11 protein-coding genes are annotated in these 15,436 nt (G+C 64.9%); 2 read left to right on the top strand and 9 right to left on the bottom strand.

Annotation, left to right across the window (positions count from 1 at the left end):
* Positions 1 to 177: 177 nt before the first annotated feature.
* The 9 genes from N7650_RS24845 to leuC form a co-directional block, all read right to left on the bottom strand.
* Positions 178 to 798, bottom strand: coding sequence for a phosphoribosylanthranilate isomerase (locus N7650_RS24845; RefSeq protein WP_279900473.1), 621 nt, complete (start codon positions 796 to 798; stop codon positions 178 to 180).
* 36 nt (positions 799 to 834) lie between these two features.
* Positions 835 to 1,710 (bottom strand): tRNA pseudouridine(38-40) synthase TruA, encoded by an 876-nt coding sequence (gene truA / locus N7650_RS24840; RefSeq protein ID WP_279900471.1) that lies wholly within the window; start codon positions 1,708 to 1,710, stop codon positions 835 to 837.
* Between the two features lie 90 nt (positions 1,711 to 1,800).
* Positions 1,801 to 4,770, bottom strand: a complete 2,970-nt coding sequence (locus N7650_RS24835) for a FimV/HubP family polar landmark protein (RefSeq protein WP_279900469.1) — start codon at positions 4,768 to 4,770, stop codon at positions 1,801 to 1,803.
* 136 nt (positions 4,771 to 4,906) lie between these two features.
* Positions 4,907 to 5,920 carry an aspartate-semialdehyde dehydrogenase gene (locus N7650_RS24830; protein WP_009403094.1) on the bottom strand — a complete coding sequence of 338 codons (1,014 nt, stop codon included), beginning with the start codon at positions 5,918 to 5,920 and terminating at the stop codon, positions 4,907 to 4,909.
* Positions 5,921 to 6,188: 268 nt separating this feature from the next.
* Positions 6,189 to 7,301: an aspartate-semialdehyde dehydrogenase gene (gene asd, locus N7650_RS24825; RefSeq protein ID WP_279900467.1), complete on the bottom strand. Its 1,113-nt coding sequence runs from the start codon at positions 7,299 to 7,301 to the stop codon at positions 6,189 to 6,191.
* A gap of 66 nt (positions 7,302 to 7,367) precedes the next feature.
* Positions 7,368 to 8,450: a 3-isopropylmalate dehydrogenase gene (gene leuB, locus N7650_RS24820; RefSeq protein ID WP_009403092.1), complete on the bottom strand. Its 1,083-nt coding sequence runs from the start codon at positions 8,448 to 8,450 to the stop codon at positions 7,368 to 7,370.
* Between the two features lie 64 nt (positions 8,451 to 8,514).
* Positions 8,515 to 9,279 (bottom strand): class I SAM-dependent methyltransferase, encoded by a 765-nt coding sequence (locus N7650_RS24815; RefSeq protein WP_009403091.1) that lies wholly within the window; start codon positions 9,277 to 9,279, stop codon positions 8,515 to 8,517.
* 93 nt (positions 9,280 to 9,372) lie between these two features.
* Positions 9,373 to 10,020, bottom strand: coding sequence for a 3-isopropylmalate dehydratase small subunit (leuD, locus tag N7650_RS24810; RefSeq protein WP_009403090.1), 648 nt, complete (start codon positions 10,018 to 10,020; stop codon positions 9,373 to 9,375).
* The gene (gene leuC / locus N7650_RS24805; RefSeq protein ID WP_009403089.1) at positions 10,017 to 11,450 is read right to left on the bottom strand and encodes a 3-isopropylmalate dehydratase large subunit; all 1,434 of its coding nucleotides are present in this window, start codon (positions 11,448 to 11,450) and stop codon (positions 10,017 to 10,019) included. The genes leuD and leuC overlap by 4 nt, the downstream gene beginning before the upstream one ends.
* Before the next feature lie 128 nt (positions 11,451 to 11,578).
* Between leuC and N7650_RS24800 the strand changes: the two genes are divergently transcribed.
* Both N7650_RS24800 and N7650_RS24795 read left to right on the top strand, forming a co-directional pair.
* The gene (locus N7650_RS24800; RefSeq protein WP_009403088.1) at positions 11,579 to 12,457 is read left to right on the top strand and encodes a LysR family transcriptional regulator; all 879 of its coding nucleotides are present in this window, start codon (positions 11,579 to 11,581) and stop codon (positions 12,455 to 12,457) included.
* Positions 12,458 to 12,521: 64 nt separating this feature from the next.
* Positions 12,522 to 15,436 (top strand): GGDEF domain-containing phosphodiesterase (locus tag N7650_RS24795; protein WP_279900464.1); only part of this gene is annotated, 2,915 nt, incomplete at its 3' end.

Genomic DNA, 15,436 nt, shown 5'->3' with positions numbered 1-15,436 from the left:
AGCTTCAAAAATGCTTCGGAAACACCGGCCGCAGCCGTGGGCGCGCCGAAAGCGCTGGCCCGGACGGCATGCGACCGCTCGTCGATTCGTATGGCCGGCCCAAGGGCCTGGCCTGGCAGCACTGGGCTGCGAAAGTTATGGACGATGCCTTGCCCGCCGTCGTCACATCGGCACGCATCACGCGCGGCGTACCGCATCGAGGAAGGCGTCGATGCGCGCCGCATCCTTGATGCCCTTGGCCTGTTCCACCCCTCCGCTGACATCCACCGCATACGGCCGCACCTGGGCGATCGCCGCGCCGACGTTGTGCGGATTCAGGCCGCCAGCGAGGATGATCGGCTTGCTCAGGTGCCCGGGCACCAGCGCCCAGTCGAAGGCTTCGCCGGTGCCGCCAGGCACGCCGGCCACATAGGTGTCGAGCAGAATGCCGCTGGCTCGGGCGTAGCGCTTGCATTCGGCTTCCAGGTCATCCCCGGCACGCACGCGCAGGGCCTTGATCCACGGGCGGTGGTAGCCGTCGCACGCTTCCGGGGTTTCGTCGCCATGGAACTGCAGCAGGTCCAGCGGCACCGCTTCGAGAATCTCGTTGAGCTCGCAACGGCTGGCGTTGACGAACAGGCCGACGGTGGTGACGAACGGCGGCAGCGCGGCGATGATCTCCCGCGCCTGCTGCACGCTTACCGCCCGCGGGCTCTTGGCGTAGAACACCAGGCCGATGGCGTCGGCCCCCGCCTGGGCTGCGGCCAGCGCGTCTTCCACGCGGGTAATACCGCAGATCTTGCTGCGAACGGCAGACATGGGCAGCGAATCTCCAGAGGGCGAAAGTCCCGGATGTTAGCAAATGACCGTCGGGTCGTCAGCCGTTGGAAACTCGAAACCGGTGAGGAAATGCGGGCCGATGAAACGCTCGGGCAGGACGAACTCCTCCGGGTATTCCACCTGTACCAGGTAGAGGCCGAACGGATGGGCGGTGGCCGCGGCCTGCCGGCGGTCGAGGCTGGCAAGGATCTGCGCCGCCCACTCAACCGGGCGCTCGCCGGCACCGATGGTCATCAGCACCCCGGCGATATTGCGCACCATATGGTGGAGGAATGCGCTGGCACGGATATCCAGGACGATCATCTTGCCGTGGCGGGTGACCCGCAGATGGTGGATGGTCTTGATCGGCGACTTGGCCTGGCACTGGCCGGCGCGGAAGGCACTGAAGTCATGGGTACCCAACAGGCAGCGCGCCGCCTCGGCCATGCGCTCGACGTCCAGCGGACGATGGTTCCAGGTGACCTGGTCGCCAAGGTGCGCCGGGCGGATCTGGTCGTTGTAGATCACATAGCGATAGCGCCGGGCGAACGCCTTGAAGCGCGCATGGAAATGCGCCGGCATCCGCTCGGCCCAGGACACGCTGATGTCGTGGGGCAGATGACTATTGGCGCCCATGGTCCAGGCCTTGGGGTCGCGGATGGCGCGGGTATCGAAGTGCACGACCTGGCCGCTGGCATGCACGCCGGCATCGGTGCGCCCGGCGCATTGCACGGTGATCGGCTCGGCGGCCACTTTCGACAGGGCTTCCTCGAGGGTCTGCTGCACGCTGATCACGCCATCGCCCTGGCGCTGCCAGCCGCGATAGCGGGTGCCTTTGTATTCAACGCCCAGGGCGATTCGGTAAAAGCCTTCGGCGGCCACTTCGGACGCCGCGGTATCGATGATTTCCAAGGGAATAACAGCCTGTCGGTTACGCAATGGCGCGGATTATAACGACAACGGCAGCCACGAGGGCTGCCGTTGGTGGTACTGCCTGGCGGATCAGGCCAGCTTCGAGCGCAACTCGGCGGCTTCGCGGCGCTGGGCCTGGTCGCCTTCCTTGTTGACCTCGTCGAGGATGTCGCGGGCGCCGTCATGGTCACCCATGTCGATGTAGGCCCGGGCCAGGTCGAGCTTGGTGGCGACCTCGTCGGTGCCGGCCAGGTAATCGAAGTCGCCTTCGTCCGGCAGGCTGGCGGCGTCCTCGGCGGTGAAATGCGGTTCCAGCGACGGCGTTTCCAGGCTGGCAGAGAGCTTGTCCAGTTCGGCGTTGACGTTATCCAGCTCGGCGGCGAAGTTCTTCGACGCGGTATCGTCCTCGCCCGGCAGGGACAGGTCGAAGTCGTCCGGCAGCTCCAGCGGCGGCAGGTCGGCCTCAAGGCCCAGGTCGTTGTCGAAGGCCGCCAGTTCCGCTTCGATATCCAGCGGCGGGCGATTTTCGGTAGCGACGGTCGGGGTTTCATCCGGGACGCTGAGGTCGAAGTCGGCCAGGTCGGCGCTGGTATCGGACTGCGCCTTGGTGTGCTCGTCGAGCAGGGCATCGAAGTCGATATCGTCGGCGCTGGCAGTCAGTCCGGATTCGGCTTCAGGCTGCGCCGGCGCTTGCGGTTCGGTAACGGCGTAGCCCTGGAACAGGGCGTCGAAATCCACATCGTCATCGCTGGCGACAGGTTGCTCCGGCTCGGGCTCTGCTGCCTGCCCGGCTTCCGGCTGCGGTTCGACGGCCTGGGCTGCGGTGTGCTCCTGCAGCAGGCTGTCGAAGTCCAGGTCGTCTACCACCGGCGGCTCCGGCTCCGGGTCGGCTTGCGGCGCACTTGCAGCAGCCTGGGCGGCCGTCTGCTCTTCCAGCAGGCTGTCGAAGTCCAGGTCGGCGAACGCGTCGGCATCCGCCTCGGGCTGTGGAGCCTCGGCGCGGGGTGCTTCCGGGTTGTCCTGCAGCAGGGTGTCGAAATCCAGGTCGTCCAGCGACGGCGGCTCGGCTGACGGTTGCTCCTGTACCGGCTCCTGTACCTGCTCGCTGGCCTGTACCGCAGCCTGGTCGGCCGGGGCTTCCAGGTCCAGGCCGTCCAGATCGTCGAGGCTCAGGTCGAAGGCGCTGTCGAGGTCATCATCGGCAGGCAGGTCATCCGACTCGGGCTGCGGCTCTTCCGACATCAGTTCTTCGACGAACTTCTCGTCCAGGCCACTGGCCACGGCAGCACCGCCAGCCGCTGCGGCAGCGACCGCAGCCACGGCGAGCATGTTGGGGAAACGGCTCTTGAGCGATTCGACCGCCGCCAGGTTCTGCGGATTGGCCTGGAGCTGGCGCTCCTGCATGACGAAGCCGGTACGGTCGCCCTGATGGGCATAGACTTCCATCAGCTTGAGACGCAGGTCGCTGCGCTGCGGGAATTTCTCCACCGCCGGTTCCAGCAGGTTGGAAGCCTGCATCAGGCGGCCGTGGGCGATGCAATCGTCGATCTCGGCCATGAACGGATCGGCTTTCGGCTGCGGCTCGGGCTCGGCGACCCGCGGCTCGCTGACCTGCTCGGCGGCGGTGGCGGCAGCGGCGGAGGCCGCGACCACGGCCGGCGCCAGGGTGACGGTCGGCGGCACCACATCGAGGCCGTCGAAACTGCTTTGCGGCAGCTCGCGGTCAAGACCCAGTTCGTTTTCTTCGGCCAGTGCGCGGGCCATGCGCATGTGTTTTTCCGCTTCCTGCCGGGCCTTGCGCTTGCGTGCCAGCAACAGCAGCAAGAGCAGCAGTACCAGCAGCGCCGAGCCGGCGATCAGCGCCAGCAGCAGCGGGTTGCCAAGAATGCCGTCGAGCGCCGTGCTGCCCTGCCCCGCCGCCTGGGCATCGGCAGGCGCGGTGTCCTGCTCGGGGGCGGTATCGACCGCTGCCGGAGGCGGAGTCACCACCGGCTCGGCGGCCGGGGCCGGATTGGCCTGCAGTTGCGCGTCGATCACCGGCGCTGCGGCCACCGGGGCGGCCGGGGCGCTGCCCTGGGCTTCGAGGCGGGCGAGCTGGTCGTTCTTCAGGTCGATCAGCCGTTGCAGCTTGTCCAGCTGGCTTTGCAGATCGGAGACGCGACTTTTCAGCTCATCGCTTTCACGACGGCTGGCATCGAGGTTTTCCTGGGTCGTCGCGAGCTTGTCGCTCAGCGCCTTGTCGTTTCCGGCGGCAACCAGTTTCAGGTTGTCCTGCTGGGCAATGCGCGACGGCGCGGGCTGGGCGGCGTTGCGGCGGGTGGCGTCGAGCTGGCGGGCCTGGGGGCCAAGGCGGCGGCCTTCGCGCCATGCAATGTTCTGTTCGTTGACCTCTTTCAAGGCCTGGGCCTGGGGAATGGCCTGGATCTGCTGTTGGTCCGGCATGCGCAGGACCTGGCCGGTCTTTAACTGGTTGATGTTGCCGTTGATGAAGGCGTCCGGATTCAATGCCTGGATCGCCAGCATGGCCTGCTGCACTGAGCCACCCTGGCGCGAACGCGCGGCGATCTCCCAGAGGGTGTCGCGGCGCACCGTGGTGTAATTGGCCGGAGCGCTGACCGCCGGCGTCACGCCGGCAGCGGCCTGGGCCGCCTGCGGGGAGAACCGGGAAGGGTCGAGCAATACGCTGTAGTCGCGCAGCAGACGGCCTTGCGGCCACATCACCTGGACCAGGAACTTGACCATCGGCTCTGGCAGCGGCTGGCTGGAGGTGACTTTCAGCACGCTCTTGCCTGCCGGGTTGAGCACCGGGGTGAAGGTCAGGTCGTTGAGGAACGCCGGGCGCTCGACGCCGGCCTTGGCGAATTCTTCCGCCGGAGCCAGGCTCGGCTGGACGTCGGCGGCGCTCAGGTCACGCACGTCGAGTAGTTCGATCTCGGCATCGAGGGGCTGGTTCTGCGCTGACTTGAGGGTCAGTTCGCCAAGCCCGAGGGCATGCGCCATACCGGAAGACAGCGCCGACGCTGCGGCTATTGCTAATACCAGTTTGCGAATTCGAAGCATGACCTCATCCTTTGTTTTGAAGCGTCCCCGGGAACCGAGAAGAACTGAAGAACCGCCGTGAGGCTTATTACCGAACCGCTAGGCAACTTGCGTGCGAACGTTAATGGTCACTATGCAAAGTGTCGCCAAGTATCTTTTACACAAGGTCTTTTATCAACAATTCAGCCAGTTGCACGGCATTCAAAGCGGCACCCTTGCGCACGTTGTCGGTGGTCAGCCAGAGGTCCAGTTGCTGCGGCTCGTCGATTCCGCCACGCACCCGCCCGACATACACCACGTCCTGGCCCACTGCATCGCCGACCGGCGTCGGGAAATCCCCTTCGTCCTGCACCAGCTCGACACCTGGCGCAGTGTCCAGCGCCTGGTTCACCGCCGCCAGGTCCACCGCTTCGCTGGCGTTCAGGCTCACAGTGTAGCTATCGCCAAAAAACACCGGGACTTGAACGCAGGTGACTGAAATCTTGAGTAAAGGCAGGTCGAGCAGTTCACGCAACTCACGAACCAGGCGGCGCTCCAGCACACCATGCCCCTGTTCGTCGCTCGGGCCGACCTGGGCAAGCAGGTTGAAGGCTATCTGCCGGTCGAAGAACCGCGGCTCCAGCGGCCGGGCATTGAGCAGTTCGGCAGTCTGCCGGGCCAGCTCGCTGACGGCTTCGCGCCCCTGGGCGGACACGGCGAGGCAGGCGGTCACGGTGACGCGCTGCAGGTCGACGAGGTGTTTCAGCGGCGCGAGCACGACGGCCAGGGCAACGGCTGCGGCGCTTGGACTGTGCAGGGTTGCCGGGGCTTTCAGGGTGTCCAGCACCTGGGGGTTGGCTTCGGGAACCACGGCGGGGGCCTGCTCGGCAGGCAAGGCGCCGGACAGGTCGATCACCGTGCAGCCAGCGGCCTGGGCGCGGGGTGCGAAGCTCAGGGTCACGGCCGGGCCGGCGGCGAAGAAGGCCAGGCGAACCTTCGTGAAGTCGAACTCATCGACTTCCCGGGTGCGCAGGTTCTTGCCGCGGAAGCTCACGGCGCTGCCGGCGGATTCGTTGCTGGCCAGCAGGTACAGGGTGCCGACCGGGAAATCGCGTTCCTCGAGGATCTGCACCAGGGTTTCGCCGACGGTGCCGGTGGCGCCGATCACGGCGATGTCGATGGGTTGGGTCATCTGGAATTTCCTCTGGCCTTGAGGGCCTCATCGCTGGCAAGCCAGCTCCCACAGGGTTACGGGCTGATCATGGAATTTGTGCCTGACACAAACCCCTGGGTTTTTCGGTCAACCACAGGTTTAGCGGTGTACTCGGTCCCTGTGGGAGCTGGCTTGCCAGCGATTGCGGGCCCCGCGAATTCTGGGGAGCGGCACTTTACTTTGATTTGTACGAAAACAAAAAACCCGCGCTGTCACCAGCACGGGTTTTCCGGTTACCGCAAGGCGATCAACGCTCCAGCAGGATCCGCAGCATGCGGCGCAGCGGCTCGGCGGCGCCCCACAGCAACTGGTCGCCAACGGTGAACGCGCCCAGGTACTGGGAGCCCATGTTCAGCTTGCGCAGGCGACCCACCGGGATGTTCAGGGTGCCGGTGACGTTGGTCGGGGTCAGCTCCTTGATGCTGATCTCGCGCTGGTTCGGCACCAGTTTCACCCAAGGGTTGTGCTGGCTGATCAGGCCTTCGATGTCGGCCAGCGGCACGTCCTTGTTCAGCTTGATGGTCAGCGCCTGGCTGTGGCAGCGCATGGCGCCGATACGCACGCAGATGCCGTCCACCGGGATCGGGCTCTTGAAGCGGCCGAGGATCTTGTTGGTCTCGGCCTGGGCCTTCCACTCTTCGCGGCTCTGGCCGTTCGGCAGTTCCTTGTCGATCCACGGGATCAGGCTGCCGGCCAGCGGTACACCGAAGTTTTCGGTCGGGTAGGCCTCGCTGCGCATGGTTTCGGCGACCTTGCGGTCGATGTCGAGGATGGCGCTGGCCGGGTTGGCCAGGTCATCGGCCACGGCGGCGTTGGTCGCGCCCATCTGGCGGATCAGCTCGCGCATGTTCTGTGCGCCGGCGCCGGAAGCCGCCTGGTAGGTCATGGCGCTCATCCACTCGACCAGGCCGGCTTCGAACAGGCCGCCCAGGCCCATCAGCATCAGGCTGACGGTGCAGTTGCCGCCGATGTAGTTCTTGGTACCGGCATCGAGCTGCTGGTCGATGACCTTGCGGTTGACCGGGTCGAGGACGATGACCGCGTCATCCTGCATGCGCAGGGACGAGGCGGCGTCGATCCAGTAGCCCTGCCAGCCGGCTTCGCGCAGCTTGGGGAAGACTTCGTTGGTGTAGTCGCCGCCCTGGCAGGTCAGGATCACGTCCAGGGTCTTGAGTTCGTCGATGCTGTAGGCATCCTTCAGCGGAGCAATGTCCTTGCCCACTGCAGGGCCCTGGCCACCGACGTTGGAGGTGGTGAAGAACACCGGCTCGATGAGATCGAAATCCTGCTCCTCGAGCATCCGCTGCATGAGCACGGAACCGACCATTCCGCGCCAACCGATCAGACCTACACGTTTCATCGCAACTACACCTTCGCTAAAAGTGGGCCGCTGCCCTGTTGTGGTTTCGGCAGCGGGCCAGAGAGATTACAGATTCCGCAGCGCTGCGACTACTGCGTCGCCCATTTGCTGCGTACCGACCTTGGTGCAACCTTCGGACCAGATGTCGCCGGTACGCAGGCCCTGGTCGAGGACCAGGCTCACCGCTTTCTCGATGGCATCGGCGGCGCCGTGCTGGTTGAAGCTGTAGCGCAGCATCATCGATACCGAGAGGATGGTCGCCAGCGGGTTGGCGATGCCCTGGCCGGCGATGTCCGGCGCGGAGCCGTGGCATGGCTCGTACATGCCCTTGTTGTGGGCATCCAGCGAGGCCGATGGCAGCATGCCGATGGAACCGGTGAGCATGGAAGCCTCATCCGACAGGATGTCGCCGAACATGTTGTCGGTGACCATCACGTCGAACTGCTTCGGTGCGCGGACCAGCTGCATGGCGGCGTTGTCGACGTACATGTGGCTGAGTTCGACGTCCGGATAGTCCTTGGCCACTTCCTCGACCACTTCGCGCCACAGCTGGCTGGAGGCCAGGACGTTGGCCTTGTCCACCGAGCACAGTTTCTTGCCGCGCACCCGGGCCATGTCGAAGCCGACACGGGCGATGCGGCGGATCTCGCTTTCGCTGTACGGCAGGGTGTCGTAGGACTGGCGCTCGCCGTTTTCCAGCTCGCGGGTGCCGCGCGGGGCGCCGAAGTAGATACCGCCGGTCAGCTCGCGGACGATCAGGATGTCCAGGCCGGAGACGATTTCACGCTTGAGCGACGAGGCGTCGGCCAGTTGCGGGTAGAGGATCGCAGGGCGCAGGTTGGCGAACAGGCCCAGTTGCGAACGGATCTTCAGCAGGCCGCGCTCCGGACGGATGTCGCGCTCGATCTTGTCCCACTTCGGCCCGCCCACGGCGCCCAGCAGCACGGCGTCGGCCTTGCGTGCACGTTCCAGGGTCTCGTCGGCCAGCGGTACGCCGTGCTTGTCGATGGCGGCGCCGCCGATCACGTCATGCTCCAGGGCGAAGCCGAGCTGGAACTTGTCGTTGGCCAGCTCCAGCACCTTGACGGCCTCGGCGGTGATTTCAGGACCGATACCGTCACCCGGGAGAATCAGAATCTGCTTGCTCATGCTTTCCTCTATCTCGAATCAAGCGGCGCGCCGAGGTGGCGCGCCGGTAAATATCTGCTGGATTTCAGCGTTCGGCCCAGAGCACCAGGACATCGGTACTGAAGGAACCATCGGCTTCGATCCGGTAATACTGCCGTACTTCTTCGCCCATCGCTTGCTGCAATTGCAGGATGGCGGCGCGCATGGCCTCCGGCGTGCGCATGCGCTCGACCCAGGAAGTCCATTCCAGGCGCAGGCTCTGGCGGGCATGGCTGCGCACGCGCAGGCCGGCCTCGCTGACCTGGCGCAGCCATTCGGCGGCGGAATAGTCGCGGACGTGGCTGGTGTCACGGAGGACTTCGACGGTCTGCAGGTAGGTATCCAGCAACGGGCTGCCCGGCGACATGACATCGACGAAGGCGGCCACGCCACCTGGCTTGAGTACCCGGCGCACTTCGCGCAGGGCCAGGCCGAGGTCGCTCCAGTGATGCGCGGAGTAGCGGCTGAAGACGAAGTCGAACGAGGCGTCGGCGAACGGCAGGCGCTCGGCGGTACCGCGCTCGGTGACGATGTTGTCCAGGCCGCGGTCGGCAGCGCTGGCGGCAACCACGTCGAGCATCTGTTGCGACAGGTCATAGGCCACCACCTCGGCGACCAGGGGCGCCACGTGAAAGCTAACATGCCCGGCGCCGCAACCCAGGTCGAGGACGCGGGCATGTTGGTGCCCGGCCAGCTCGGCCTGGAGCAACGCGAATTCAGTGCCCTGGGCGTGCACGGCACTGCTGAGGTAGGCGCTGGCCTGGTCGCCGAACTGGCGCTGGACAACGTCCTTGTGGCTGCTGCTGGTCATCTTCTCGTCTCCAGGGCCCTATCGCTGGCAAGCCAGCTCCCACAGGTTCAGCGGTCCTGTGGGAGCTGGCTTGCCAGCGATGGGTTCAACACATCATTTGGCGTCGCGGAACAACCATGGCTGGCTGGCGCGGTGACGAGCTTCGAAGGCGGCGATGGCATCGCTGTCCTGCAGGGTCAGGCCGATGTCGTCGAGGCCGTTGAGCAGGCAGTGCTTGCGGAACGCGTCGATCTCGAAGTTCAGCACCTTGCCGTCGGGACGGGTCACGGTCTGCGCCTGCAGGTCGATGGTCAGCTGGTAGCCCGGGGCGGCCTCGACCTGCTTGAACAGTTCATCGACTTCCGCGTCGCTGAGGATGATCGGCAGCAGGCCGTTCTTGAAGCTGTTATTGAAGAAGATGTCGGCATAGCTCGGCGCGATGATGCTGCGGAAACCGTACTCTTCCAGTGCCCACGGGGCATGCTCGCGGCTCGAACCGCAGCCGAAGTTCTCACGGGCCAGCAGCACGCTGGCGCCCTGGTAGCGGTCGTGGTTGAGCACGAAGTCCGGGTTTTTCGGACGCTTGCTGTTGTCCTGGTACGGCTGGCCGACATCCAGGTAGCGCCATTCATCGAACAGGTTCGGACCGAAACCGGTGCGCTTGATCGATTTCAAAAACTGCTTGGGAATGATCTGGTCGGTGTCGACGTTGGCACGGTCCAGTGGGGCAACGAGGCCGGTGTGCTGGGTAAAGGCTTTCATGCTGCGCTCCCTTGGATCAACTCGCGTACATCGATGAAACGGCCGGTAACGGCGGCGGCGGCGGCCATGGCCGGGCTGACCAGGTGGGTACGACCACCGGCACCCTGGCGACCTTCGAAGTTCCGGTTGGAGGTGGACGCGCAGTGCTCGCCGCTCTCCAGGCGGTCCGGGTTCATGGCCAAGCACATGGAGCAGCCCGGTTCACGCCATTCGAAGCCGGCTTCGAGGAAGATCCTGTCCAGGCCTTCCTTCTCGGCCTGCTCCTTCACCAGGCCGGAGCCCGGTACCACGATGGCCTGCTTGATGGTCGCGGCCACCTTGCGGCCCTTGGCGATTTCCGCCGCGGCGCGCAGGTCTTCGATCCGCGAGTTGGTGCAGGAACCGATGAACACGCGGTCCAGCTGGATATCGGTGATCGCCTGATTGGCGCTCAGGCCCATGTATTTCAAGGCGCGCTCGATGGAGCCACGCTTGACCAGGTCGGCCTCGGCAGCCGGATCCGGCACACGCTGATCGACCGCCAGGACCATTTCCGGGGAGGTACCCCAGCTGACCTGCGGCTTGATCTGCGCAGCGTCCAGCTCGACCACGGTGTCGAACACCGCGTCCTCGTCGGACACCAGGTCTTTCCAGGCTTCGACGGCCTGTTCCCATTGCTCGCCCTTCGGCGCGTACGGCCGGCCCTTCACGTATTCGACGGTCTTCGCATCGGTGGCCACCAGGCCGACACGGGCGCCAGCCTCGATGGACATGTTGCAGATGGTCATGCGGCCTTCGATGGACAGGTCGCGGATGGCGCTGCCGGCGAACTCGATGGCATGGCCGTTGCCGCCCGCAGTGCCGATCTTGCCGATCACGGCGAGGACGATGTCCTTGGCGGTAACGCCCACCGGCAATACGCCTTCGACGCGCACCAGCATGTTCTTCATCTTCTTGGCGACCAGGCACTGGGTGGCGAGCACGTGCTCGACCTCGGAGGTACCGATGCCGTGGGCCAGGGCACCGAAGGCGCCGTGGGTCGAGGTGTGCGAGTCACCGCAGACCACGGTCATGCCCGGCAGGGTTGCGCCCTGCTCCGGGCTGATGACGTGGACGATGCCCTGGCGCACGTCGTTCATCTTGAATTCGGTGATGCCGTACTCGTCGCAGTTCTCGTCGAGGGTCTGCACCTGCAGGCGCGACACCTGGTCGACGATGGCGTCGATACCGCCCTTGCGCTCGGGCGTGGTCGGCACGTTGTGGTCGGGAGTGGCGATGTTGGCATCGATGCGCCAAGGTTTGCGATTCGCCAGGCGCAGGCCTTCGAAGGCTTGCGGCGAGGTCACTTCGTGGATGATGTGACGGTCGATGTAGATCAGCGCCGAGCCATCGTCGCGCTGCTTGACCAAATGCGAATCCCAGAGCTTGTCGTAAAGCGTTTTGCCGGCCATCAGGCGTTCCTCATCAGTCTTTCTATGCCAATAACCCCTTGGCTTGTACGGCTGATGGTATGGGGTTAGATTGGATAACTCAAATTCATAATTTTTATGCTTTGGATAACCAAAGGGAATCCGAAAAGATGGACCTGGCCAACCTCAACGCCTTTATCGCGATTGCCGAAACCGGCAGCTTTTCCGGGGCCGGCGAACGCCTGCACTTGACCCAGCCGGCGATCAGCAAGCGCATAGCCGGCCTCGAACAGCAACTGGACGTTCGCCTGTTCGACCGCCTCGGCCGCGAGGTCAGCCTGACCGAGGCCGGCCGCGCCCTGCTGCCCCGGGCCTACCAGATCATCAACGTGCTGGACGATACCCGCCGCGCCCTGACCAACCTGACGGGCGAGGTCAGCGGACGCCTGACCCTGGCGACCAGCCATCACATCGGCCTGCACCGCCTGCCACCGCTGCTGCGGGCCTTTACCCGGCAGTACCCGGCCGTAGCCCTGGATATCCAGTTCCTCGACTCGGAAGTGGCCTACGAGGAAATCCTTCATGGTCGCGCGGAAATCGCGGTCATCACCCTGGCGCCGGAACCCCATGGCCTGGTGCGCGCGGTGCCGGTCTGGGACGACCCGCTGGATTTCGTGGTCGCCCCCGAGCATCCGCTGGCCCGCAAGGCTGCCGCCGGTCTGGAAGATATCGCCCATCACCCGGCGGTTTTCCCTGGCGGCAACACCTTTACCCACCATATCGTCCAGCGCCTGTTCGAGGCCCGGGGCCTGACGCCGAACATCGCCATGAGCACCAATTATCTGGAAACCATCAAGATGATGGTATCTATCGGCCTGGCCTGGAGCGTGCTGCCGCGAACCATGCTCGACGAGCAGGTGGCTTCCATCAGCTTGCCCGGCATACAGCTCTCTCGCCAGCTAGGCTACATTCTTCATACGGAACGAACGTTATCGAATGCAGCCAGAGCCTTTATGGCACTGCTCGACAGCCATGCGAGAAACCCCTGAGGCCGCCCGCCGCAACGGGCAGGCCAGTACCAAGGAAGCGTATTCGCCAAAGGTCTGGTAATCGATGCCCACTACACCTCGTCTTCCCCGCCTTCCGCGTATCCTCGCCGCCGATCCCCAGGAGTCGGAACAGACCTGGGAGAACGCCCCGCAACTGCTGGCGGCGCTTAACGGCGCCCGTCTCGGCGCCTGGTTCTGGGACGTCGAGACCGGACGCATCAGCTGGTCCCGCGGTACCCAGGCGCTGTTCGGCTACGACCCGCGCCAGCCGCTGCCCAAGGACCTCGACTACCTGGACCTGCTGCCGCCGGAAGATCGCGAACGCACCGTGCAGGCCTTTTATGCGGTGGTGGCCGGCGAGCCGCAGGAGCAGGCGATGCGCCACCGCATCCGCTGGCCCGACGGCACCCTGCACTGGCTGGAAATCAGCGGCAGCCTGACCCACGACAAGGACGGCCGGCCGCAGATGGTCGGGGTGATCCGCGAAATTACCGCCCAGCGTGAGCGCGAAGCGGCGCTCAAGGACAGCCAGGAGCGCCTCGACCTGGCCCTGGATTCGGCACAACTGGGCACCTGGGACTGGCACATTCCCAGCGGCATGCTCTACGGCTCGGCTCGCGCCGCGCAGTTGCACGGTCTTGACCCGGTGCCCTTCCATGAATCCTTCGAGGCATTCTTCGAAGGGGTTCCGGAAGACGAGCGCTCCAGCATGCGCCAGGCTTACCGCAGCCTGCGCGAGGGCCCGGCGGGCAATTACCAGATCACCTACCGGATCCAGCTGGAAAACGGCAACTCGCGCTATCTGGAAAGCCGCGCCCGGCTGTATCGCGACGAGCAGGGCAACCCGCTGCGCATGGCCGGAACCCTGCTCGATATCACCGACCAGGTGGAACGCGAGCAGCGCCTGATGGCCTCCGAAGAGAAATTTGCCAGCCTGTTCCAGGTCAGTCCCGACCCGATCTGCGTCACCCGCCAGGACAACGGCCAGTTCATCGAGATCAATCCGGCCTTTACCCAGACCTTCGGCTGGAGCGCCGAACAGGTACTGGGCCATAGCGCCGAGGAAATCGGCCTGTGGTCGGAGTCCTCGGAACGGGCCAAGCGTATCGAACAGGTCATCCGCGACCAGGCGCTGAACAATGTGGCCGTGGTGGTCAACCACAAGAACGGCCACGCCCTGACCTGCGTGATTTCCAGCCGCCTGATCAAGGTCGACAACCAGACCTGCAGCGTTACCACCCTGCGCGATATCACCCAGCAGCAGCGCGCCGAGGCGGCGCTCAAGGCCAGCGAGGAAAAGTTCGCCAAGGCCTTCCACTCCAGCCCCGACGCCATAAGCATTAGCGAACTGCAGACCGGGCGCTACCTGGAGGTCAACGACGGTTTCTGCCGCCTGACCGGCTACAGTGCCGGCGAGGTGCTCGGGCGCACCGCCGGCCAGATCGGTTTCTGGGCCGACGACAAGCAGCACGACATGCTGGTGACCGAGCTGCAACAGCGCGAGCGTGTGCATCACCGGGAAATGCTCGGGCGCAGCAAGAGCGGCGAGCTGCTGACGCTGGAGGTTTCGGTGGAGCCGATTACCCTCAACGAGACCGCCTGCCTGCTGCTGACCGCCCGGGATGTCAGCCAGCTGAAGAACGCCCAGGCGCAGATTCGCCACCTGGCCTACCACGATCCGCTGACCAACCTGCCCAACCGCGCCCTGCTGATGGATCGCCTGAGCCAGCAGATCGCCCTGCTCAAGCGCCACAACCTGCGCGGCGCCCTGCTGTTCCTGGATCTTGACCACTTCAAGCACATCAACGACTCGCTGGGTCATCCGGTGGGCGATACGGTGCTGAAAATCATCACCGCACGCCTGGAAGCCAGCGTGCGCCTGGAAGACACCGTGGCGCGCCTGGGCGGCGACGAGTTCGTGGTGCTGCTCAGCGGCCTGCAGGGCAGCCGCGAGGAAGTGACTGCGCAGGTCCAGGAACTGGCCGATACCCTGCGCCAGTTGCTCGCCGAGCCCATGTCCCTGGACGGCCAGCGCCTGCAGGTGACCCCGAGCATCGGCGTGGCATTGATTCCCGACCACGGCTCTACCCCGGCCGACCTGCTCAAGCGCGCCGATATCGCCCTGTACCGGGCCAAGGATTCAGGCCGCAACACCACCCAACTGTTCCACACCACCATGCAAAAGGCTGCAAGCGAGCGCCTGCGCATGGAGAGCGACCTGCGCCTGGCTTTGACCCGCGGCGAACTGGCCCTGCACTTCCAGCCCCAGGTGGACGCCCGCGACAACCGCATCGTCGGCGCCGAGGTGCTGCTGCGCTGGCACCACCCGCTGCTTGGCCAGCAGCCGCCGGCGCAGTTCATCCAAGTGCTGGAGGAAAGCGGGCTGATCCTCGAGGTAGGCAACTGGATTCTCGATGAGGCCTGCGATGCCTGCTCGCATATGCTCCAGGACCGATTGATCGATGCCGAGGATTTCAGCCTGTGCGTGAACATCAGCCCCCGTCAGTTCCGCCAGAACGACTTCGTCCAGCGCGTGCGGCGCAGCCTGGATGACTATCGCCTGCCCTACCGCATGCTCAAGCTGGAGATTACCGAAGGGATCGTGATCCAGAACCTGGAAGACACGATCAGCAAGATGCGCGAGCTGAAGGCCCTGGGGGTAGGATTCGCCATGGATGACTTCGGCACCGGCTATTCATCGCTGACCTACCTCAAGCGCTTGCCGGTGGATACCCTGAAGATCGACCAGTCGTTCGTCCGCGATGCACCGCTGGACTCCAACGATGCGGAGATCGTTCGGGCCATTGTGGCGATGGCGCGCAGCCTGGATCTGACGGTGATAGCGGAAGGCGTGGAGCTTTCAGAACAGCTGGAGTTTCTCGAACGGCAGGGATGTTTCCTTTATCAGGGATACCTGCATAGCCGGCCACTGCCGCTTGGGGATTTCCGGGCGATACTGCTGGAGACTCCGGCTGACTA

The organism is Pseudomonas sp. GD04058, assembly GCF_029836855.1.
GTDB lineage: Bacteria > Pseudomonadota > Gammaproteobacteria > Pseudomonadales > Pseudomonadaceae > Aquipseudomonas > Aquipseudomonas bharatica.
The sequence above is the reverse complement of the archived record's forward strand: the minus strand, read 5'-3'. Positions and strand labels throughout refer to the sequence as shown.

Coding starts and splice junctions, on each gene's coding strand:
- leuB (WP_009403092.1), bottom strand. CDS start 8,450: ATGAGCAAGCAGATTCTGATTCTCCCGGGTGACGGTATCGGTCCTGAA.
- leuD (WP_009403090.1), bottom strand. CDS start 10,020: ATGAAAGCCTTTACCCAGCACACCGGCCTCGTTGCCCCACTGGACCGT.
- leuC (WP_009403089.1), bottom strand. CDS start 11,450: ATGGCCGGCAAAACGCTTTACGACAAGCTCTGGGATTCGCATTTGGTC.
- N7650_RS24815 (WP_009403091.1), bottom strand. CDS start 9,279: ATGACCAGCAGCAGCCACAAGGACGTTGTCCAGCGCCAGTTCGGCGAC.
- N7650_RS24830 (WP_009403094.1), bottom strand. CDS start 5,920: ATGACCCAACCCATCGACATCGCCGTGATCGGCGCCACCGGCACCGTC.
- N7650_RS24800 (WP_009403088.1), top strand. CDS start 11,579: ATGGACCTGGCCAACCTCAACGCCTTTATCGCGATTGCCGAAACCGGC.
- asd (WP_279900467.1), bottom strand. CDS start 7,301: ATGAAACGTGTAGGTCTGATCGGTTGGCGCGGAATGGTCGGTTCCGTG.
- N7650_RS24835 (WP_279900469.1), bottom strand. CDS start 4,770: ATGCTTCGAATTCGCAAACTGGTATTAGCAATAGCCGCAGCGTCGGCG.
- N7650_RS24845 (WP_279900473.1), bottom strand. CDS start 798: ATGTCTGCCGTTCGCAGCAAGATCTGCGGTATTACCCGCGTGGAAGAC.